A 22,595-nucleotide genomic window follows, 5' to 3' on the forward strand; every position below is an offset into this window, starting at 1 on the left:
GTTGATCAGTAAGAAATCAACTAGAAAAGGTTCATACATATGTCACGTCAAACACCGTCCCTCTCATTTGAAGTTTTCCCTCCAAACCCAGCAGTAGGCAATGACAAAATTATTGCAGCCCTGAAAGATATGCAGGACTTGGCCCCACACTTCATCAGTGTGACTGCCAGCAATAATAAATTTAATATCAAAGAGACGACGGTTCGTTTGGCTGATTATATCCAAAATGACTTGGAGATTCCAACCATTGCTCACTTGCCAGCTATTTATCTGACTAAGGATAAGGTGGCTGAGACCATTGCAGATTTGGATAAGGTTGGTGTTCAGAAAATCTTGGCTTTGCGTGGAGATATCATTCCAGATGTTGAGCCTCAAAAAGATTTCCGTTATGCGACAGACCTGATTGAATTCATCAAGGAGCAGGCCCCACACTTTGATATCATTGGTGCTTGTTATCCTGAGGGACATCCTGATTCGCCAAACCAAATCTCAGATATTCAAAATCTCAAGAAAAAAGTGGATGCAGGCTGCTCAAGTCTTGTAACTCAGCTTTTCTTTGACAATGAGCGTTTCTACGATTTCCAAGACAAGTGTATCTTGGCTGGAATTGATGTGCCTATTCATGCGGGTATCATGCCAATCCTCAACCGTAACCAAGCTCTTCGTCTTTTGAAGACTTGTGAGAATATCCATCTCCCACGTAAGTTTAAAGCCATCTTAGACAAGTATGAGAATGACCCTGAGTCACTCAGAGCAGCAGGACTTGCCTATGCCGTAGACCAAATCGTGGACTTGGTAACGCAAGACGTAGCAGGTGTGCATCTCTACACCATGAACAATGCAGATACTGCTCAGTACATTCACCAAGCAACCCATGCCTTGTTTAATCACCAATCTTTAGGATAATAAAAAGCAAACCATTCTTCTTTTCATGGAGGAATGGTTCCTTTTTAATAGAAAAGCCAGCACTTTTTAAGAAAAATATGATAAAATAGACTCTGTACGTACTTGATACAAAGATGAGGGTATTTAGGTTGTAAAGGTTGCGAAAACGAAACTCAAAAAGTCCAAAATATTTTGAGTAATTGAACCCGGCCGAAAAGCTGTGTAAAAAAGATAAACTGTCTTGTCTTCATCGAAGACTTCACCAGTTCCTATTTTTACTTTGTTTCTGACGGCCTTGGTATCTTGGGTAACTGAATTTTGGTCTCATTTCTTAGGAAAAAAGATAAGCTTCCTTGCACTCATCGAGTGCAGCGTCACCTTCCTATTTTTCTACAGAAATGTTCGGCAAGCCGAACCGTCCAAAATATCTTGATCTTTGTAGGCAAGGCGTATAATTTTATCAATCCAAAGGGGATTAAAATGGCAAAACAAGTGTTTCAAACGACTTTTGCGGGTCGTGAGTTGATCGTAGAGACTGGGCAGGTAGCTAAGCAAGCAAATGGCTCTGTTGTGGTGCGTTACGGTGAGTCAACTGTCTTGACTGCTGCCGTTATGTCTAAGAAGATGGCAACTGGGGATTTCTTCCCACTTCAAGTTAACTACGAAGAAAAAATGTATGCAGCTGGGAAGTTTCCTGGTGGCTTTATGAAACGTGAAGGACGTCCTTCAACAGATGCGACTTTGACAGCGCGTTTGATTGACCGTCCGATCCGTCCAATGTTTGCGGAAGGTTTCCGTAATGAAGTGCAGGTCATCAATACTGTGCTTTCTTACGATGAAAATGCATCTGCACCAATGGCAGCTATGTTTGGTTCATCTTTGGCCTTGTCTATCTCAGACATTCCATTTGACGGACCAATCGCTGGGGTACAAGTAGGTTATGTTGATGGCCAAATCATCATCAACCCAACGCAAGAACAAGCTGAGCAATCGCTTCTTGAATTGACAGTAGCTGGTACTAAGCATGCTATCAACATGGTAGAGTCTGGTGCAAAAGAATTGTCAGAAGAAATCATGTTGGAAGCTCTTCTTAAAGGACACGAAGCCGTTAAAGAATTGATTGCCTTCCAAGAAGAAATTGTTGCAGCAGTCGGTAAAGAAAAAGCAGAAGTAGAATTGCTTCATGTGGATGCTGACTTGCAAGCTGAAATCATCGCAGCCTACAATAGCGATCTTCAAAAAGCGGTTCAAGTAGAAGAAAAATTGGCGCGTGAAGCTGCAACTCAAGCAGTGAAAGACCAAGTCACAGCAGTTTACGAAGAAAAATATGCAGACCACGAAGAATTTGACCGTATCATGCGTGATGTGGCTGAAATCTTGGAACAAATGGAACACGCAGAAGTGCGCCGTTTGATCACAGAAGACAAGGTTCGTCCTGACGGCCGTAAGGTCGATGAAATCCGTCCTTTGGATGCGCAAGTGGACTACCTTCCTCGCGTACACGGTTCAGGACTCTTTACGCGTGGACAAACTCAGGCTCTTTCTATCTTGACCTTGGCACCAATGGGTGAAACGCAAATCATCGATGGTTTGGATCCAGAGTATAAGAAACGCTTTATGCACCACTATAACTTCCCGCAATACTCTGTTGGGGAAACTGGTCGTTACGGTGCACCAGGTCGTCGTGAAATTGGTCACGGTGCTCTCGGTGAGCGTGCTCTTGCTCAAGTATTACCAAGCTTGGAAGAATTCCCATACGCTATCCGTCTAGTAGCAGAAGTCTTGGAATCAAACGGTTCTTCATCTCAAGCATCTATCTGTGCGGGAACTCTTGCTCTTATGGCTGGTGGTGTGCCAATCAAGGCACCAGTAGCAGGTATTGCTATGGGACTTATCTCAGATGGAAACAACTACACCGTATTGACAGATATCCAAGGTTTGGAAGACCACTTTGGAGATATGGACTTCAAGGTTGCAGGTACTCGTGACGGGATTACAGCCCTTCAAATGGATATCAAGATCCAAGGGATTACTGCAGAAATCTTGACTGAAGCTCTTGCTCAAGCTAAGAAAGCTCGTTTTGAAATCCTTGACGTGATTGAAGCAACCATACCAGAAGTTCGTCCAGAATTGGCTCCAACTGCTCCGAAAATTGATACCATCAAGATTGATGTGGACAAGATTAAGATTGTCATCGGTAAAGGTGGAGAAACGATCGACAAGATCATCGCTGAAACAGGCGTTAAGATTGATATCGACGAAGAAGGTAATGTATCTATCTACTCTAGTGACCAAGCTGCCATTAACCGCGCTAAAGAAATCATTGCTGATTTGGTTCGTGAAGCGAAAGTGGATGAAGTCTACCATGCCAAAGTTGTGCGTATCGAAAAATTCGGTGCCTTTGTCAATCTCTTTGACAAGACAGATGCCCTCGTTCACATCTCTGAAATGGCTTGGACTCGAACTAACCGTGTCGAAGACTTGGTAGCCATTGGTGATGAAGTGGATGTTAAGATTATTAAGATTGACGAAAAAGGTCGTGTAGATGCTTCGATGAAAGCACTCTTGCCACGTCCACCGAAACCTGAACATTCAGAAGAAAAAGGTGAAAAGGGTCCTCGTCATGGCGATCGTCCTCGTCACCACCACAAGGACCACAAACCTAAGAAAGAAACTACAGAAACACCAAAAGACTCAGAATAAGAAAAGGAGAATTGTATGGGATGGTGGCGTGAAACCATTGATATCGTAAAAGAAAATGATCCAGCGGCTCGCACCACTTTGGAGGTTCTTTTGACCTATCCTGGTGTAAAAGCCTTGGCTGCCCACCGTCTCTCTCATTTTCTCTGGAAGAATGGCTTTAAGCTCTTAGCTCGTATGCACAGCCAGTTTTGGCGTTTTTGGACGCAGATTGAGATCCATCCTGGTGCTCAGATTGACTCAGGTGTCTTCATCGACCACGGTTCTGGTCTTGTGATTGGGGAAACAGCTATCGTTGAAAAAGGGGTTCTTCTCTACCACGGGGTAACTCTTGGTGGGACAGGGAAGGATGTTGGCAAACGCCATCCGACCGTGCGTAAGGGAGCTCTCATATCTGCACATGCCCAAGTTATCGGGCCTGTAGAAATCGGTGAAAATGCCAAGGTCGGTGCTGCAGCAGTTGTTGTGGCAGATGTTCCTAGCGATGTAACGGTTGTCGGTATTCCAGCCAAGATTGTTCGAGTGCATGGGCAAAAGGATGAACCAACCATTCACGAAGTCGAAGAAAAACGAGAGTATTACGTCAATAAACTCGAGCAAGCGAGAGATGCCAGTCATAGATCGTCTGGGCTTTAACATTTGATTTCGTCCGTTTGAAAAGATTGGCTTTGTCAAACAAACCCAAGTGGTTTATCTGAATGCGAAAGAGTAATAAATGCTATTAGAAGAATTTGAAAATGTACCTGCTGTTATCGAGCCAACTGATCGAAGCCTCCTTAGTGGTGGAGAAGTTTGTGATACCATTATCTTGTCTTTTAATGGAGAAATCCTTGAACGAGTAAAGCAGATAGATGGTGTCTACGAAGGTGGCTATCTTACCAATCTAAATGGCAAACTGCCATGGTTTATCTATGAAAAAGATGGGAGTAAGGTAGCAGTTGCTATGGCTACGATTGGTGCTCCAATGGTTGTTGGACTCTTAGAAGAACTCAAAGCAAGAGGATTTAAGAACTTTATTGTTTTAGGGTCTTGTGGAGTTCTGGACCAGTCTATTCAATCAGATAAGATTATCCTACCAAGCTCGGCTTTACGTGATGAAGGTACTAGTTATCACTATGCTCCAGCAAGTGATGAAATAGCTTATGAGCGATCTCTACTCTTAACTATGGAAAAAGCCTTGGATAAAGCTGGTATTGAGCATATTCGAACAAAGTCTTGGACCACAGATGCCTTTTATCGTGAGACAGCTGCTAAGGTCAAACGAAGACTAGCGGCAGGAGCTAGAGTTGTAGATATGGAAGCTTCAGCTATCATGGCCTGGGCCCAATATCGACAAGCCAATGTCTATCAATTTTTCTACACAGCTGACTATGTCGACCATCACAATCATGAATGGGATGCTAGACGCGAGGATAGAAAAGCGGATGCTATGACTTTCTTTGAGATTGCCCTAGTCATTGCTCAAGAGTTAGTTTAGACTAGTCTTTACGATAAATTCGAAACAAGAAAGGAAGGGAGCCTAACGGAAAACATAGCAATAAAACTTCCGTAGTGACTCCCTTCATCTTTTTACTGTATTCTTCTTTTATGTTTAGAAAGGAGCAAGGAAATCCGATTTGTGACTAGCAATCGGACTAAAATTTAGTTGAACAGTTTAGTTATGAAAATATCTGTTTATGAATTTTAGCTTTCCTGACTATTATTTTATGATTAAAATCTATGACACCATGTCTCGTGATTTGCGAGAATTTATCCCAATCGAGGACGGCAAGGTTAAGATGTATGTCTGTGGGCCAACAGTTTATAACTATATCCACGTGGGGAATGCCCGCTCAACAGTAGCCTTCGATACCATTCGTCGCTACTTTGAGTACCGTGGTTATGAGGTTGCCTACATTTCAAACTTTACCGATGTGGATGATAAGATTATCAACCGTGCCAAGGAAGAAGGTATCACACCTCAGGAAGTAGCGGACAAGTATATCGCTGCCTTTCGTGAAGATGTGACAGCTTTGGGTGTTAAACCTGCGACTCGTCATCCACGTGTTGTAGAGTTTATGGCTGATATCATCCGCTTTGTAGAAGACTTGATTGAAAAGGGCTATGCTTATGAGAGTCAAGGAGATGTCTATTTCCGTGTAGAAAAATCCCACAACTATGCTAAGTTGGCCAATAAAACCTTGGAAGACTTGGAGCTAGGAGCTTCAGGTCGAACGGATGAAGAAACAGCTCGTAAGGAAAATCCTGTGGACTTTGCCCTCTGGAAATCTGCCAAACCAGGTGAGATTTCTTGGGATAGTCCATGGGGACCAGGTCGCCCAGGCTGGCATATCGAGTGTTCGGTCATGTCAACGGAGATTTTGGGTGATACCATCGATATTCACGGTGGTGGAGCTGACCTTGAGTTTCCTCACCATACCAACGAAATTGCCCAGTCTGAAGCTAAAACAGGCAAGACCTTTGCCAACTACTGGATGCACAATGGTTTTGTCAATATCGACAATGTCAAGATGTCTAAGTCTTTGGGTAACTTCATTACGGTACACGATGCCCTTGAAACGATCGACGGCCAAGTATTGCGTTTCTTCTTTGCGACTCAACACTACCGTAAGCCTATCAACTTTACGGAAAAAGCAGTGCGAGATGCAGAGACCAATCTCAAGTATTTGAAGAACACCTACGAGCAACCATTTACTGGAACTGTAGATGCGGGGGAGTTGCAAGCATTTAAAGACAAGTTTGTGGCTGCCATGGATGAAGATTTCAATACAGCTAACGGAATCACCGTTGTCTTTGAAATGGCCAAGTGGATCAACTCAGGAAACTATGATGCGGCTGTCAAGGAGACTCTTGCAGCTATGTTAGAAGTCTTTGGAGTGGTCTTTGTTGAGGAAGTTTTGGATGAAGAGATTGAAGCCTTGATCCAAAAACGTCAAGAAGCACGTGCAAATAAAGACTTTGCAACAGCTGACCAAATCCGTGACCAATTGGCAGAACAAGGGATTAAGCTACTTGACACCAAGGATGGAGTGAGGTGGACACGTGATTGATGTCAATCTCATTAACGGGATTGCTCTAGCTTTTGAAGGAGATGCGGTTTATTCTATGTATATCCGTCGCCATCTCATTCTCAAAGGCATGACCAAACCCAATAAACTCCACCAAGAGGCAACCAAGTATGTGTCGGCCAAGGCTCAGGCACACTTGATTTCCCTCATGCTGGAAGAAGAAGTCCTAACGGAAAAAGAGGAAGAAATCTATAAACGGGGCCGTAACACCAATAGTCACACAAAAGCTAAGAATGCGGATGTGGTAACCTACCGTATGTCCACGGGTTTTGAAGCGGTCATGGGCTATCTTCATATGACTGAAAATGTGGAACGCCTCGAAACCTTGATTTCTTGGTGCATCCAAAAAGTGGAGGGCTAGAAATGATTGCAAAAGAACTACTGGATTGGTTTCCTGATGGTAAAATCTTAGATCAGCCAGTTGATAAAGAGGGTTATCTAAGTCTACCTCTGTCAAATTATCAGTGGCTTTTGCTTGAGGAAGCTAGTCTTAGCGAGCGTGAAAAACAACTGGTGGCTCTCTTAACCAAACAGGAGCAAACCATTTCCCTCAATCCCTGGTATAGTTATCTCATTGAAGGCAAAGGACAGGCACCGCAAAACTTTAAAAAATTGCAGCTTGTCTATTGTCACCTATCTTATTTTCAACAGGAGAATTTAACGTCTTGGTTAGAGATGATGGGAACCCTCTTTCCAAATTGTCAAACAGTTCTTCAGGTTGGAGCTCAGGATTACATTTTTGTTCTCCAACAGGACAAGTATACCTCGGTTCGCTCAATCTTGATGGATACCTTGGAAGCCGTAGAATATGACTTTGGAGTACGTTTATCCATCATGTTAGGTCAGGTCTGGTCACAGACAGGACATCAGACTCTGTCAGATCTTATCAAAGCAGAACGTGACTTGTTTAAAAACTGGTGGCGTCAAGGTCATCAAGGATTCCATACTTTTTCTCAACTCTATCTTTGGAGTATGGGTGAAAGAATTGTGGATCTCCGAGTTATCAAGGAATATCTGCATCAGATGATTGTGGACCAGGATCAGATTCAGGAAATCATCCTTTCACTGTGGGAAAACAGTGCAGTCCTTACGAAAACAGCTCAGCAACTGTATTTACATCGCAATTCTCTCCAATACAAGATTGATAAGTGGGAAGAACTGACAGGACTGCAGTTGAAAGAATTGACAGATTTAACCTTGTGTTATCAGTTGATTTTACCAGATATAATCTAAAGTTTTGTGCAAGTTGCACAGAACTTTTTTATTTTTTTGGTCACCTTGCCATAGAAATGTAAAGCGTTTTCATCTATAATAAAACTATCAAATGACAAAAGGAGTTCACCGAAATGGTAGAATTAAATCTTAAAAATATTTACAAAAAATATCCAAATAGCGAACACTATTCAGTTGAAGATTTCAACTTGAACATCAAAGATAAAGAATTTATCGTTTTCGTAGGACCTTCAGGATGTGGTAAATCAACTACTCTTCGTATGATTGCAGGTCTTGAAGACATCACAGAAGGTACTGCATCTATCGATGGCGTGGTTGTCAACGACGTGGCTCCAAAAGACCGTGACATTGCCATGGTATTCCAAAACTACGCTCTTTACCCACACATGACTGTATACGATAACATGGCTTTTGGTTTGAAATTGCGTAAATACAGCAAAGAAGACATTGACAAACGTGTACAAGAAGCAGCTGAAATTCTTGGTTTGAAAGAATTCTTGGATCGTAAACCAGCTGACCTTTCAGGTGGTCAACGTCAACGTGTTGCCATGGGTCGTGCGATCGTCCGTGATGCTAAAGTATTCTTGATGGACGAACCTTTGTCAAACTTGGATGCAAAACTTCGTGTATCCATGCGTGCTGAAATCGCTAAAATCCACCGTCGTATCGGTGCTACAACTATCTACGTAACTCACGACCAAACAGAAGCAATGACACTTGCAGACCGTATCGTTATCATGTCAGCAACTAAAAACCCTGCTGGTACTGGTACTATCGGACGTGTTGAACAAATCGGTACTCCTCAAGAAGTTTACAAAAACCCAGTGAACAAATTCGTAGCAGGATTTATCGGAAGCCCAGCTATGAACTTCATCAATGTTAAATTGAATGGTGACCGCATTGTTGCTGACGGATTTACTTTGAAAGTTCCAGAAGGTGCTTTGAAAGTTCTTCGTGAAAAAGGCTACGAAGGAAAAGAATTGATCTTCGGTATCCGTCCAGAAGACGTGAATGCAGAACCTGCTTTCCTTGAAACATTCCCAGAATCAGTTGTGAAAGCAACTATTTCTGTATCAGAATTGCTTGGTTCAGAATCTCACCTATACTGCCAAGTTGGTAAAGATGAGTTCGTTGCAAAAGTTGACGCTCGTGACTACTTGCAAGCAGGTGCAACAGTTGAACTTGGATTTGACTTGAACAAAGCACACTTCTTCGACGTAGAAACTGAAAGAACAGTTTACTAAGATAGATTTTAATCAATGAGCACTACTAGAGTTTTTCTAGTAGTGTTTTTTATCAAGTTTAGCAAACTCTTACAGAATGGGCTTTACTAGTTTTCATATCCTCAAAAAAGTGTTAAAATGGTAGGAAGAATTGGAGAGTATGCATGCCGAAAGAAGTAATTTATTCAGGCGATGAAGTCGTCGCTTTAACGCAAAAATATTTATCGAAAGAAGATGTGGCTTTTGTACACAAGGCCTTGGTTTATGCTGTAGAATGCCATAGTGGCCAGTATCGTAAATCAGGCGAGCCTTATATTATCCACCCTATTCAGGTAGCAGGTATCTTGGCTAAACTCAAGCTAGATGCTGTCACTGTTGCCTGTGGTTTTTTGCATGACGTGGTAGAAGACACAGATGCTACTTTAGATGACTTAGAACGCGAATTTGGCCATGATGTTCGAGTGATTGTAGATGGTGTTACCAAGCTTGGTAAGGTTGAGTATAAGTCTATCGAGGAGCAGCTGGCTGAAAATCATCGCAAGATGCTCATGGCTATGTCAGAGGATATCCGTGTTATCTTGGTCAAACTTTCTGACCGTCTGCACAATATGCGAACTCTAAAGCACCTTCGTAAAGATAAGCAGGAACGAATTTCCAGAGAAACCATGGAAATCTATGCTCCGCTTGCCCATCGTTTGGGGATTTCAAGTGTGAAGTGGGAACTAGAAGACCTATCCTTCCGTTATCTAAATCCGACTGAGTTTTACAAGATTAGTCACATGATGAAGGAAAAACGTCAAGAACGTGAAGCCTTGGTAGATGAGGTTGTGACAAAACTTGAGGAATACTCATCTGAGCGCCACCTTACAGGAAAAATCTATGGTCGTCCAAAGCATATCTACTCTATCTATCGCAAGATGCAGGACAAGAAAAAACGCTTTGAGGAGATCTACGACCTGATTGCTATTCGTTGTATCCTAGACACTCAGAGTGATGTCTATGCGATGTTGGGCTACGTTCATGAGCTTTGGAAACCAATGCCAGGCCGTTTTAAAGACTATATTGCCAATCGTAAGGCCAATGGTTACCAGTCCATCCATACAACTGTTTATGGACCAAAGGGACCGATTGAGTTCCAGATTCGTACTAAGGAGATGCACGAGGTTGCTGAGTACGGGGTTGCGGCTCACTGGGCTTACAAAAAAGGAATCAAGGGTCAGGTTAATAGTAAGGAATCTGCTATTGGGATGAACTGGATCAAGGAGATGATGGAGCTCCAAGATCAAGCAGATGATGCCAAAGAATTTGTGGATACTGTCAAAGAAAACTATCTGGCTGAGGAGATTTATGTCTTTACTCCAGATGGGGCGGTTCGTTCACTTCCAAAAGATTCAGGTCCGATTGACTTTGCTTATGAAATTCATACAAAGATTGGGGAAAAAGCGACTGGTGCCAAGGTTAATGGCCGTATGGTTCCATTGACGACCAAGTTAAAAACGGGTGACCAGGTTGAAATCATCACTAATCCAAATTCATTTGGACCAAGCCGTGACTGGCTCAATATGGTCAAGACCAGCAAGGCACGCAATAAAATTCGTCAGTTTTTTAAAAACCAAGACAAAGAATTGTCCATCAATAAAGGCCGTGAATTGCTGATTAGTCAGCTCCAAGAAAACGGCTATGTGGCCAATAAATTTATGGACAAACGCCACATGGATGAAGTCCTTCAAAAAACCAGCTACAAGACAGAAGAAGCGCTATTTGCGGCGATTGGTTTTGGAGAAATCGGAGCCATCACTGTCTTTAACCGTTTGACAGAGAAAGAACGTCGTGAAGAAGAGCGGGCCAAAGCTAAGGCAGAAGCTGAAGAATTGGTCAAGGGTGGCGAAGTCAAGGTGGAGAACAAGGACACGCTTAAGGTTAAGCATGAGGGTGGAGTAGTCATCCAAGGTGCTTCTGGGCTCTTGATCCGGATTGCCAAATGTTGTAACCCTGTTCCAGGTGATGATATCGTCGGCTATATTACCAAAGGACGCGGAGTTGCCATCCACCGTGTAGACTGTATGAACCTTCGTTCACAGGAAAATTACGAACAACGTCTACTCGATGTTGAATGGGAAGACCAATTCTCAAGTAAGGAGTATATGGCTCACATCGATATCTACGGGCTCAACCGTTCTGGTCTATTGAATGATATCTTGCAAGTCTTATCAAATACAACTAAGAATATCTCAACAGTTAATGCCCAACCAACCAAGGATATGAAATTTGCCAATATTCATGTTTCCTTTGGAATTTCAAACCTTTCAATGCTGACCACCGTAGTTGATAAGATTAAGAGTGTACCAGAAGTCTACTCGGTTAAACGGACCAATGGTTAAGTTGGCTTGATATCATCAGAAAGGATTGCTATGAAAATTATCGTTCAGCGTGTCAAGAAAGCTCAAGTTTCTATTGAGGGGCAAGTATATGGGAAAATCCAGCAGGGGCTCTTACTCTTAGTAGGTGTTGGACCTGAGGATCAGCAGGAAGATTTGGAGTATGCAGTGAGAAAACTTGTCAATATGCGAATTTTCTCAGATGCTGAAGGCAAGATGAACTTATCGGTTAAGGATATCCAAGGCCAAATCCTCTCCATCTCTCAGTTTACTTTGTTTGCAGATACCAAAAAGGGAAATCGTCCAGCCTTTACAGGCGCTGCTAAACCGGATATGGCGGAAGCTTTCTATCAAGAATTTAACCAAGAACTAGCCAAGGAAGTTCCTGTTGAGACAGGAGTCTTTGGAGCAGATATGCAGGTGGAACTGGTCAATGATGGCCCAGTAACCATCATCCTTGATACTAAAAATAGATAAGAAAAACCAAGCTTGTGGGCTTGGTTTTTTTGTAATGTATTTAGTTCATTTTTTCAACATAGAGTTGTTTGGCAATTTCTAGGCTGACTTGGAGTTCTTCATTCTTGTGACTCAGAGTGAAGGTATTAGAGAAGCCATCAAACTGCTTGACTTGGAGTTGGTCTCCAATATGGATGCTGTGTTTTTCCAAATATTGGAGAAGTTCAAAACTATCGTGAACCCGAGTCAGTAGATAGGTTCCTGCTTCTTTGATATCAGAGAGAGGAAGGTTATTGATCTCAACTAAAAGCTCTCCCTTGGCAGGAATGGTTCCTCCATGGGGACAGGTTTTTGGAAAGCCTAACATTTTGTCTAATCTCTCGACAAAAAAGTCTGAAACCGTATGTTCTAATACCTCAGCTTCGTCATGAATCTGGTTACTGGTATAATCAAGATGGTGAACCAGAAAAACCTCAATGAGTCTGTGCTTTCGGTAAAGGTCAGATACAAGTTTTAAACCAATATCCGTTAGTAAGTAGCCCTTTTTCTGATCTTTTAGGATAAGATTTTCGGATTGCATGCGCTTGATCATCTCAGTTACCGCAGGAGGTGATACCTGCATCCGAGCAGCGATTTCCTTATTGGTAATCTTAGGAAGTTCCATGCCAATCTCATAAATACATTTTAAGTAATCTTCTTTATTTGGTGTCATTCGCATTTCCTTGTTTATTATCTCTATCTAGTATACCAAAAAAAGCTAGATTTCTCTAGCTTTCTGCCCTGTTACAAGTGGGCTTTCTTTTAGTCAAGCGACTTTGCTGCTTCAATGGCTGCTTCAAAGTTTGGCTCAGAATTGATATTGTCTACATACTCAACATAACGGATAATATTGTCAGCATCAAGGACAAAGACCGCACGAGCAAGTAAGTGCCACTCATTGATTAAGAGGGCGTAATCTCGTCCAAAGGAGTGGTCGAAGTAGTCTGAAAGCATGATGGCATTTTCAATTCCTTCAGCCCCACACCAGCGTTTTTGAGCAAAGGGAAGGTCCATAGAAACAGTCAAGACAACCGTATTATCCAATCCAGCCAGTTCTTGGTTAAAACGACGCGTTTGAGTTGAGCAGATACCTGTATCGATAGAAGGGATGACACTTAAAATCTTTTTCTTTCCTTCAAAGTCAGCCAATGTCTTTTTAGAGAGGTCAGTCGTTGTGAGCGAGAAGTCAAGTGCCTTGTCACCAACTTGTAGTTGTTTACCTGTAAAGCTTACAGGATTTCCGAGGAAAGTTACCATAAGATACTCCAATCTTTTTTCTTCCATTTTAGCTGAAACGGTCAGAATTTTCCAATAGTTTGACTGAAAATTGATTAGACAAAAACGCCAATTCAAGGAGAATGACGTTTTTAGAAATTTATTTAGACAAACCTTCAGCAATCTTGTCAAGGTTGTATTTCATCATGTTGTAGTAGCTGTCGCCTTCTTTGCCTTCTTCAGCGATAGAATCTGTAAAGATTTGAGCATAGATTGGGATGTTTGTGTCTTGTGAAACAGTCTTCATTGGACGGTCATCCACGCTTGATTCTACAAAGAGTGAAGGAGTTTTTGTTTGGCGAAGTTTTTCAACCAAGGTCTTGATTTGGTCAGGTGTTCCTTCTTCTTCAGTATTGATTTCCCAGATGTAGGCACTTGGGACACCGTAGGCTTTAGAGAAGTATTTGAAGCATCCTTCGCTGGTTACGATGAGTTTTTTCTCAGCAGGGATGTTGTTAAATTTCTCTTTAGCTTCCTTGTCAAGTTTGTCTAGCTTATCAGTATATTCTTTGAGATTTTTTTCGTAGAATTCCTTGTTGCTAGGGTCTTTAGCGCTCAATTGTTTTGCGATATTTTTAGCAAAGATGATCCCATTTTCAAGGTTGAGCCAAGCGTGTGGGTCTTCTTTTCCTTTTTCATTTTGGCCTTCAAGGTAGATAACATCAACACCTTCGCTGACTGCAAAGTAGTCTTTGTTTTCAGTTTTCTTAGCATTTTCTACCAATTTTGTAAACCAAGCATTGCCACCTGTTTCAAGGTTGATACCGTTATAGAAAATCAAATCAGCTTGAGAAGTTTTCTTAACGTCTTCAGGAAGTGGTTCGTATTCGTGTGGGTCTTGACCAACAGGAACGATACTGTGAAGATCAATCTTGTCACCAGCAATATTTTTAGTAATATCAGCGATGATTGAGTTTGTAGCAACAACTTTTAGTTTTTGACCAGAAGCTGCATCTTTTTTTCCGCTAGCACATGCTACCAGAGCAATGACGGAAAGAAAAAGAACGAGTAATGTACCTAATTTTTTCATTAGATCCTCCAATTTATTGGGGCGTTTCCCCTTATTTTAACAAATGTTTATTTTTCAGTTTCAAATATCGTTGTTTTGGAGCGATAAAGAAGCTAATGAGAAAGAAACTAGCAGCTGTAAGCACGATACTAGAACCTGCCGCAACGTTAAAGCTATAACCGATAAAGAGTCCTAAAACTGAAGCAGTCGCTCCAAAGGTTGAGGAAAGGAAAATCATGCTTTTCAGGCTATTCGCATAAAGATAAGCAGTTGCAGCTGGGGTAATCAGCATGGCTACAATCAGGATAGTTCCGACACTTTGCATGGCTGTCACAGACACGAGAGTCAAGAGTACCATGAGAAGGTAGTGATAGAAATTGACAGGCATTCCCATGGCTTTAGCCAAGAGTTCATCAAAGGAAGTTATCAAGAGTTGCTTGAAGAAAATCCAGATTAACAAGAGAATGACTGCCCCAACACCCATAGTAATAAACATATCCGTATCTTGGACGGCCAGGATATTACCAAAAAGGATATGGAAAAGGTCAGTTGAACTTTTAGCGACACTAATCAAGATGATACCGAGGGCTAAGAAAGAAGAAAAGGTAATGCCGATGGCGGTATCGCTTTTGATAATCGAGTTTCCCTTGATGTAGGTAATGATGATGGCAGCTAGCAGTCCAAAGACAATGGCTCCGATAAAGAAGTCAAGGCCCAAGATAAAGGAGAGGGCTACACCTGGCAAGACAGCATGTGAAATGGCATCTCCCATGAGTGACATCCCGCGTAGAATGATGAAACATCCCACAGCTCCAGCTACGACCCCGACGACAATAGCTGTTATCAAGGCATTTTGTAGGAAATGGAATTTTTGCAATCCATCGATAAATTCTGCAATCATAGGTCACCTCCATTGAAAAAGAGTCGATTACCGTAAGCTTCTTTGAGATTGGTTTCGGTAAAGGTTTCTTTGGTCGGACCAAAGGCAATCACTTCTCGATTGACAAGTAAGACTTGATCGAAGTAGTGGGAAACCTTGCTGAGGTCGTGGTGAACGATGAGAACCGTCTTACCAGCTTTTTTCAAATCTCTCAGCGTATTCATGATGATTTCCTCACTGACAGAGTCAATCCCAACAAAGGGTTCATCCAAGAGGATATAATCGGCTTCCTGCACCAAACATCTGGCAATCAAGACCCGCTGGAATTGACCTCCAGACAGTTGACTGATTTGACGTTCAGCGTAGTCAGCTAGGCCGACGATTTCAAGGGCTTCCTCTACTTTTTTCCAATGTTTAACATTTAAACTGCGAAAGAGAGGAATAGAGGGAAAGAGTCCTAGTGAGACACATTCCTTGACCTTGATGGGAAAGTTGTAGTCGATATTGATTTTTTGTTCGACATAGGCAATTCGGTGTAAGGATTTTTTAACTTCCTTGTCATCGAGAAATGCCTGACCTTGATGAGGGATAATTCCCAGCATACCTTTTAATAATGTTGATTTTCCAGCACCGTTTGGACCAATGATTCCGGTAATTGTTGGTCCTTGGAGCACTAGTGAAATATCCTTAAGTGCCAACGTTTCTTTGTAGGAGACACTGAGGTTTTCGATACGTATCATAAACTTATATTCCTCCTGACTCTTAATATACCTTAAAAAAAAAATTAAGTCAAGTTAATTTTTCAAAAAATTAAAATATTAACTGAAAAACAATAGGAAACATCCGTTTATTTTTAATTGCATTCCCAGGTAATTTTTGTTAAGCTAAAAACAAATAAACAAATACAAATGAAAGCGAGAACAAGATGACACGTTATCAAGACGATTTTTATGATGCAATCAATGGAGAATGGGAAAAGACTGCCGTCATTCCAGCTGATAAATCGAGAACAGGTGGTTTTATCGACCTTGACGAAGAAATTGAAGAGTTGATGCTAACGACAACCGACAAATGGTTGGCAGGCCAAGATGTGCCAGAAGATGCTATCTTGGCAAATTTTGTTAAGTACCATCGTATGGTCAGAGATTTTGACAAACGAGAAGCAGATGGAATCAAACCAGTCCTTCCTTTGCTTAAGGAATACCAAGATTTGGAAAGTTTTGCGGATTTCGCAAGCAAATTAGCAGAGTTTGAATTAGCTGGTAAACCAAACTTCCTTCCATTTGGTGTATCACCAGACTTTATGGATGCTAGAACCAATGTTCTTTGGGCCAGTGCTCCAGGAACAATCTTGCCTGACACAACCTACTATGCGGAAGACCATCCACAGCGTGAGGAATTATTGAACCTTTGGAAAGAAAGTACTTCTAATCTCCTCAAAGCCTATAACTTTTCAGATGAAGAAATCGAAGACTTGCTAGAGAAACGATTGGAATTGGACCGTCGCATCGCAGCGGTCGTACTTTCAAACGAAGAGAGTTCAGAATACGCCAAACTCTACCATCCATACGCTTATGAAGATTTCAAAAAGTTTGCACCAGCTTTACCTCTCGACGACTTCTTCCAAGCAGTGATTGGGCAAGTACCTGATAAGGTTATCGTAGATGAAGAACGTTTCTGGCAAGCCGCAGAGCAATTCTATAGTGAAGAAGCTTGGCCTTTGCTCAAGGCAAGCTTGATCTTGAGTGTGGTCAATCTTTCAACGAGCTACCTAACAGATGAGATTCGCATCTTGTCAGGTGCTTATGGACGTGCCCTTTCAGGTGTTCCAGAAGCCCAAGACAAACGCAAGGCTGCTTACCACTTAGCGCAAGGACCATTCAAACAAGCCCTTGGCCTTTGGTATGCACATGAAAAATTCTCTCCAGAAGCCAAAGCTGACGTGGAGAAAAAAGTAGCAACCATGATTGATGTTTATAAGGAACGTTTGGCCAAAAAAGACTGGCTCACTCCTGAAACACGAGAAAAAGCTATCGTCAAACTCAATGTCATCAAGCCTTATATCGGTTACCCAGAAGAATTGCCAGCTCGTTACAAGGACAAGGTAGTAGACGAAAACGCTAGCCTCTTTGAGAATGCCCTATCCTTTGCGCGAGTTGAAATTAAGCACAGCTGGAGCAAGTGGAACCAGCCAGTTGACTACAAGGAGTGGGGAATGCCTGCTCATATGGTTAATGCCTACTACAATCCACAAAAGAACCTGATTGTCTTTCCAGCTGCTATTTTACAGGCTCCATTCTATGACTTACATCAGTCATCTTCTGCCAACTACGGTGGAATTGGAGCGGTTATTGCCCATGAAATCTCTCATGCCTTTGATACCAACGGAGCTTCCTTTGATGAAAATGGAAGTCTCAAGGATTGGTGGACTGAGAGCGATTATGCAGCCTTTAAAGAGAAAACGCAGAAGGTTATCGACCAGTTTGATGGTCAAGAATCTTACGGCGCAACTATTAACGGTAAATTGACCGTATCAGAAAACGTTGCGGACCTAGGAGGAATTGCTGCTGCCCTTGAAGCTGCCAAGAGAGAAGCAGACTTCTCAGCTGAAGAGTTCTTCCATAACTTTGCACGTATCTGGCGTATGAAAGGTCGTCCAGAGTTGATGAAACTCATGGCTAGCGTCGATGTACACGCACCAGCTAAACTTCGTGTCAATGTCCAAGTGCCAAACTTTGATGACTTCTTTACAACCTATGATGTCAAAGAAGGCGACGGAATGTGGCGCTCACCAGAAGACCGTGTGATTATTTGGTAAAGTGAGTCCTAAATCAAGTATCATCTTGAAGTGAGTGACTCATGCTTGAAGTTTATCCATCTGAAAATAAAATGCTATCGAGGTTAACATGAAGAAATACTTAATAGTGCTTTCAGCTATTCTTTCAATTTCAGTTTTGGCATCTTGTGGTCTCAATAAAAATAATAGAAATATAGAACCTTCATCTACACTATCATCTGTATCCAAAGACGATAAGACTAGTTCATCAACAGGAGAAAATACTGAGAATACTAGTGACTCTTCAACCAAGGCGTCACAATCAATTGCTGAAAATAAGAAGGAAACGGGACCAGATTTGTATAAAGAAGTGATTGAACGTTATAATCACTATACAGAGCTTTTAAAACAAGGTAATAGAGAAGATTTATACGAGGAAAATAAACAACACAAGATTGCTTCAGAAGAATATAGCCTGATTTTCTCTCGAATGGATTATCAAAATGCACCAGACTTTAAATATGCTCTTCTTGATTTGAATAAGGATGGGCAAGATGAGTTACTTATTGGCGATGAAAAATTTGTTTCAGCCATTTATTATTTGGAAAATCAAAAACCAAACTTACTTCACACAGCTTATGTAGCTTCTGCAGGTGGTTTTCGCTCAGGCTTTGTTATTTACGAAAATGGTCTAGTCTCTTATGCAGACTGGCAGTCAACTCGTCCAGAAATGAACCTGGCTCTATATTCGTTTGAAAAAAATGGAGTGCAGAAGATTAAAGAAGCAACTATTCAAATCGGTGGTAATGAAAAAGCAGAGCAAGTTTTAGATATTTCTTCTGAAAAGCTTGATTTGTCTAACATTGACTGGAAAGAATTGAATCCAGCTAATTAGTTTTGAATTGTTTTTCTAGTCAATTTTGATTCTACCGAGCAAGTAGTGATGTAGAAATTGAAGCTACACAAAAACCAAGGATGATTGTCCTTGGTTTTTATGTTTTAGAAAAATGGATTGAAAGTTTTTTCGTGCGCGATAGTCGTAGCCGGACCATGTCCAGGATAGACGTCGTAGTTAGGGAGGGTGAGGAGCTGGGTTTGGATACTATGAAGGAGTTGTTCCATGCTACCTGTAGGTAGGTCTGTTCGTCCAATAGTTTCTCGGAAGAGAGCATCACCCGTTAAGACCAAGTGTCCATCTGGAAAAACAAATGAAACTCCTCCGATAGAGTGGCCTGGAGTTGGTAATACAGTAAAGCGAAACTCCTCAATCTGGTATTCTTCATGAAAGACAAAGGTGTGTTCAGCTGGTTTACATACGACATCTGCCATATCGTCGTGTCGAGGGAGACCAGAAAGGTTGTCGACTGGAGAGTAGAGCCAAGTGGCTTCGCTTTCCGCTACATACACTGGAGGATTTCCAAAAGTATCTCTGACCAAGTCCAGACTCAAGATGTGGTCGTAGTGGGTGTGGGTCAGAAGAATGGCACAGACCGGTTTGTTGATGGTTTCAATAGTTTTGCGAATGGCCTCCCAATGGCTACCTGGATCAACCACAATCAGGTGATGGTCTCCTTCAAGATAATAAGTGTTTTCATAAGCAACGGGGTTCACAGTTTTATGGATTTTCATAGGATTTCCTCTTTCAAAGCATTTACTCCTACTAGTATAACACAGAAGCACAAAATAAGAAATCAACAATAAAGTCCCTCCGTAAAGGAAGGACTTTTTGACAAATTAGAAATGATTCTTCCAGGCTTGGAAACGAGCATCCAGTAGGAGTTGTGTCAGATTTTTTAAGATTTCGACTTGCTCGGGCTCCAATGTCTGAGCTTGAGAAACAAGTTGTCGAACATGGTCAATAGCATTTTTAGAAGACAGTTCATTAATGGAACTGATTCCAGATTCTAGAATGGTACCAAAGAAGAGATCGAAGTAGAGCTCCAGTTCCTCATCTGGTACACTATCCACCCATTCTTTGAGAGTGTCTTTAATTTGGAGACTCTCACTGCTGATTTCTTCTAGTTGGACAAAGTGATTATCCTCAGTTTGCCAACTAAAGGTGCTGTGTTGGGCGATTCCTCCGAGAGCCGTAGATTTGACGACGATAGGAGTATCAGGAACTTCTAGCATCATGCCAATGACAGAACCTTGTGGGACGAAACGGTGAATTTTTGGAATAACATCTTGATAACCAGTGGTCTCAGTCAGATGAGCCTGCAAACCAGGGGCATCATAGGTATAAACCGACGATATCTTTTCCTGCAATTCAGACTGGATTTGACTGGCAGCATAGACAGCCAGATTCCCACCTTTAGAATGTCCAGCTACAATCACTTTCTGTTTTGGATGTTGGGTAAAGAATTCTTCCAAGTATTCAAGAGCATGCTTTTGGGCAGGGATTTCCTTCATATAGGTCATATGGAAATCTTCCTTCCAGCCAATAATACTGTCGTCTGTGCCACGAAAGACAATCAGATAGGTATCTAGGTTCAGACGATAGGTCATAGCAGCGAATTGCTTTTGGAGTTCCTCATCAATATCGTTGACAAAGTTAGAGAGCTTGCAATTTCTAAAACGCTTGTGTGTGGAGAGTTGATCTAAGAGTTGCAGACGTTCTTTATTAGTCAACATGTTACTGTCTCGAGGAACACGTGTTGCGACATCTAGTAAGCGATTATCTGATTCGTCTAGTAAGTTATCAAAAGACAGATAAGTTAGTTCAGTCAGAGCAAGTACATCCAGTTCGTTTAATGGGATATCATAAAATGAATCGTATTGAACATCAGTTAGATAGTCAAAAATATTGGCCATGAGAACTCCTTTCTTAACTTTTATCATATCAGATTTACATCAATTTCGCTAGTAGTCAGGAGAATTTTGCTATAATATAGAAAAAGGAGGAGCAGATGCATAAGATTTTACTAGTAGAGGATGACCAAGTAATCCGTCAACAAGTTGGGAAAATGCTCTCCGAATGGGGTTTTGAAGTAGTCATGGTGGAAGACTTCATGGAAGTTCTGACGCTATTTGCTCAGTTTGAGCCTCATCTGGTGCTTATGGATATTGGATTGCCTCTCTTTAATGGCTATCATTGGTGTCAGGAAATTCGCAAGATTTCCAAAGTTCCTATTATGTTTCTGTCATCAAGAGATCAGGCTATGGACATCGTGATGGCTATCAACATGGGAGCGGATGATTTTGTGACCAAGCCTTTTGACCAACAGGTTCTTTTAGCTAAGGTTCAGGGTTTGTTACGCCGTTCTTATGAGTTTGGACGGGACGAGAGTCTCCTAGAGTTTGCAGGAGTTATCCTCAATACCAAGTCTATGGATGTGCATATCAATGGAAAAGCTATCAATTTAACCAAGAATGAATTTCAGATTTTACGTGTCTTATTTGAACACGCAGGCAATATCGTGGCGCGTGATGATTTGATGCGGGAGCTTTGGAACAGTGACTTTTTTATCGATGATAATACCTTGTCCGTTAATGTCGCTCGTTTGCGCAAGAAACTGGAGGAAGAAGGTTTGATTGGTTTTATCGAAACCAAGAAAGGAATAGGGTACGGATTGAAACATGGTTGAACTCAAAAGTTTTTTTCTAACGTATATCCGTTCGCGTAGTCGTTTTTTCGCTTTTATTCTGTTTTTGACGGGTCTCATCTTTCTTTTTGATGTCCTATTTGTTAGTCAAGGACCTTACTTTAACTATTTTTTCCTTCTATCATCAGTTTTTTCCTTTATATTCTTGATATGGGATTTTTGGGTGGAATTGCAACGTTATCGTAAGGAATTGCTCTATGGCGAGAGAGAAGCTAAGTCACCAATGGAAGTCCTTCTAACTGAAAAATTAGAAAAAAGCGAAGCTGAGCTCTACCAAAAGAAATCGGATGCTGAAAACCGCTACAATGATTTAGTGGACTACTATACTCTCTGGGTTCATCAGATAAAGACACCGATTGCGGCCAGTAAACTCCTAGTGAGTGAGGTGGCGGATCGCCAACTGAAACAACAGTTGGAGCAGGAAATTTTTAAGATTGATTCCTACACCAATCTCGTACTCCAATATCTACGCTTAGAAAGCTTCCATGATGATTTGGTTTTGAAGAAAGAAAATATAGAAGATCTGGTCAAGGAAGTCATTCGCAAATATGCCCTTTTCTTTATCCAGAAAGGTCTAAGTGTCGATCTGCATGACTTGGATAGAAGCATCGTGACGGATAAAAAATGGTTACTAGTGGTTATTGAACAAATCATCTCAAACAGTCTCAAGTACACAAATGAAGGTGGAGTTGAAATCTACATGGAAGGTTCAGACCTTTGCATCAAAGATACTGGGATTGGCATCAAAAATAGTGATCGATTGCGAGTCTTTGAACGCGGATTTTCAGGCTATAATGGTCGAATGACCCAGCAGTCGTCTGGACTTGGGCTCTATCTAACCCAGAAAATCAGCCAAGAATTAGGACATCAGATTCAAATAGAATCTGAACTTGGGCAAGGAACAACTGTGAGGATTAAGTTCTCTGAAGTGAATTTACTGATTGAATGAAAAGAATTGTGAAGAGCTTGGAAGAAACCTTTCAAGCTCTTCTTTAGACCTTGATATGGTGAAAAAAAGCTCCAATCAGATAAAAAATTTTAATCTTACAAAAATGTAAGATTAAAGGCCTC

Annotated in this window: 21 protein-coding genes; 14 read left to right on the top strand and 7 right to left on the bottom strand. The window is 41.6% G+C overall.

The window, feature by feature from the left end:
• Window positions 1-39 precede the first annotated feature (39 nt).
• The 10 genes from metF to dtd all read left to right on the top strand — a co-directional run bounded on the left by metF (window position 40) and on the right by dtd (window position 11,964).
• Window positions 40-906 (top strand): methylenetetrahydrofolate reductase [NAD(P)H], encoded by an 867-nt coding sequence (metF, locus tag O3658_RS07190; RefSeq protein WP_371560390.1) that lies wholly within the window; start codon window positions 40-42, stop codon window positions 904-906.
• 459 nt (window positions 907-1,365) lie between these two features.
• On the top strand, window positions 1,366-3,588 hold the full coding sequence (gene pnp, locus O3658_RS07195) for a polyribonucleotide nucleotidyltransferase (RefSeq protein WP_371560392.1): 2,223 nt from the start codon (window positions 1,366-1,368) through the stop codon (window positions 3,586-3,588).
• 15 nt (window positions 3,589-3,603) lie between these two features.
• Entirely contained in the window at window positions 3,604-4,221 is a 618-nt protein-coding gene (cysE, locus tag O3658_RS07200) for a serine O-acetyltransferase (RefSeq protein ID WP_248035959.1), read from the top strand.
• Between the two features lie 79 nt (window positions 4,222-4,300).
• Window positions 4,301-5,062 (top strand): nucleoside phosphorylase, encoded by a 762-nt coding sequence (locus O3658_RS07205; RefSeq protein ID WP_371560394.1) that lies wholly within the window; start codon window positions 4,301-4,303, stop codon window positions 5,060-5,062.
• Between the two features lie 229 nt (window positions 5,063-5,291).
• A complete protein-coding gene (gene cysS / locus O3658_RS07210; protein WP_371560440.1) occupies window positions 5,292-6,635 on the top strand; it encodes a cysteine--tRNA ligase in 1,344 nt (447 codons plus the stop codon).
• On the top strand, window positions 6,628-7,014 hold the full coding sequence (locus O3658_RS07215) for a Mini-ribonuclease 3 (protein ID WP_045763483.1): 387 nt from the start codon (window positions 6,628-6,630) through the stop codon (window positions 7,012-7,014). The genes cysS and O3658_RS07215 overlap by 8 nt, the downstream gene beginning before the upstream one ends.
• 2 nt (window positions 7,015-7,016) lie before the next feature.
• Window positions 7,017-7,886 (top strand): helix-turn-helix domain-containing protein, encoded by an 870-nt coding sequence (locus O3658_RS07220; protein WP_371560397.1) that lies wholly within the window; start codon window positions 7,017-7,019, stop codon window positions 7,884-7,886.
• Window positions 7,887-7,999: 113 nt separating this feature from the next.
• The gene (locus O3658_RS07225) at window positions 8,000-9,130 is read left to right on the top strand and encodes an ABC transporter ATP-binding protein (protein WP_049504000.1); all 1,131 of its coding nucleotides are present in this window, start codon (window positions 8,000-8,002) and stop codon (window positions 9,128-9,130) included.
• A 143-nt stretch (window positions 9,131-9,273) separates the two neighbouring features.
• Window positions 9,274-11,490: a bifunctional (p)ppGpp synthetase/guanosine-3',5'-bis(diphosphate) 3'-pyrophosphohydrolase gene (locus O3658_RS07230; protein ID WP_001123766.1), complete on the top strand. Its 2,217-nt coding sequence runs from the start codon at window positions 9,274-9,276 to the stop codon at window positions 11,488-11,490.
• A 30-nt stretch (window positions 11,491-11,520) separates the two neighbouring features.
• Entirely contained in the window at window positions 11,521-11,964 is a 444-nt protein-coding gene (dtd, locus tag O3658_RS07235) for a D-aminoacyl-tRNA deacylase (RefSeq protein WP_371560400.1), read from the top strand.
• 40 nt (window positions 11,965-12,004) lie between these two features.
• On the opposite strand, the gene O3658_RS07240 is transcribed toward dtd, so the two are convergent.
• From O3658_RS07240 to O3658_RS07260, 5 genes are all read right to left on the bottom strand, one after another.
• Window positions 12,005-12,655: a metal-dependent transcriptional regulator gene (locus O3658_RS07240; protein WP_371560402.1), complete on the bottom strand. Its 651-nt coding sequence runs from the start codon at window positions 12,653-12,655 to the stop codon at window positions 12,005-12,007.
• Window positions 12,656-12,744: 89 nt separating this feature from the next.
• Entirely contained in the window at window positions 12,745-13,239 is a 495-nt protein-coding gene (gene tpx / locus O3658_RS07245) for a thiol peroxidase (RefSeq protein ID WP_371560404.1), read from the bottom strand.
• 118 nt (window positions 13,240-13,357) lie between these two features.
• Window positions 13,358-14,287, bottom strand: a complete 930-nt coding sequence (gene psaA, locus O3658_RS07250; RefSeq protein ID WP_371560406.1) for a metal ABC transporter substrate-binding lipoprotein/adhesin PsaA — start codon at window positions 14,285-14,287, stop codon at window positions 13,358-13,360.
• 31 nt (window positions 14,288-14,318) lie between these two features.
• Entirely contained in the window at window positions 14,319-15,167 is an 849-nt protein-coding gene (locus O3658_RS07255; RefSeq protein ID WP_000559787.1) for a metal ABC transporter permease, read from the bottom strand.
• Window positions 15,164-15,886 (bottom strand): metal ABC transporter ATP-binding protein, encoded by a 723-nt coding sequence (locus O3658_RS07260; RefSeq protein WP_371560408.1) that lies wholly within the window; start codon window positions 15,884-15,886, stop codon window positions 15,164-15,166. Before O3658_RS07260 ends, O3658_RS07255 begins: the two co-directional genes overlap by 4 nt.
• A 185-nt stretch (window positions 15,887-16,071) precedes the next feature.
• Here O3658_RS07260 and O3658_RS07265 point away from each other — a divergent pair, with 185 nt between their 5' ends.
• The gene (locus O3658_RS07265) at window positions 16,072-17,964 is read left to right on the top strand and encodes a M13 family metallopeptidase (protein WP_371560410.1); all 1,893 of its coding nucleotides are present in this window, start codon (window positions 16,072-16,074) and stop codon (window positions 17,962-17,964) included.
• 88 nt (window positions 17,965-18,052) lie between these two features.
• The gene (locus tag O3658_RS07270) at window positions 18,053-18,817 is read left to right on the top strand and encodes a hypothetical protein (RefSeq protein WP_371560412.1); all 765 of its coding nucleotides are present in this window, start codon (window positions 18,053-18,055) and stop codon (window positions 18,815-18,817) included.
• Between the two features lie 104 nt (window positions 18,818-18,921).
• Here O3658_RS07270 and O3658_RS07275 read toward each other — a convergent pair whose 3' ends face one another.
• Window positions 18,922-19,551, bottom strand: coding sequence for an MBL fold metallo-hydrolase (locus O3658_RS07275; RefSeq protein WP_371560414.1), 630 nt, complete (start codon window positions 19,549-19,551; stop codon window positions 18,922-18,924).
• Between the two features lie 105 nt (window positions 19,552-19,656).
• Window positions 19,657-20,733: a DUF2974 domain-containing protein gene (locus O3658_RS07280; RefSeq protein WP_371560416.1), complete on the bottom strand. Its 1,077-nt coding sequence runs from the start codon at window positions 20,731-20,733 to the stop codon at window positions 19,657-19,659.
• A 95-nt stretch (window positions 20,734-20,828) separates the two neighbouring features.
• On the opposite strand from O3658_RS07280, the gene O3658_RS07285 reads away from it, so the two are divergent.
• Together O3658_RS07285 and O3658_RS07290 are read left to right on the top strand one after the other, a co-directional pair.
• Complete coding sequence (locus O3658_RS07285; protein WP_371560418.1) at window positions 20,829-21,506, top strand: response regulator transcription factor; 678 nt, start codon at window positions 20,829-20,831, stop codon at window positions 21,504-21,506.
• Window positions 21,499-22,473, top strand: coding sequence for a sensor histidine kinase (locus O3658_RS07290; protein ID WP_371560420.1), 975 nt, complete (start codon window positions 21,499-21,501; stop codon window positions 22,471-22,473). The genes O3658_RS07285 and O3658_RS07290 overlap by 8 nt, the downstream gene beginning before the upstream one ends.
• Window positions 22,474-22,595 lie beyond the last annotated feature (122 nt).

It is taken from the genome of Streptococcus sp. 27098_8_69 (assembly GCF_041432445.1).
Classification (GTDB): Bacteria; Bacillota; Bacilli; order Lactobacillales; family Streptococcaceae; genus Streptococcus.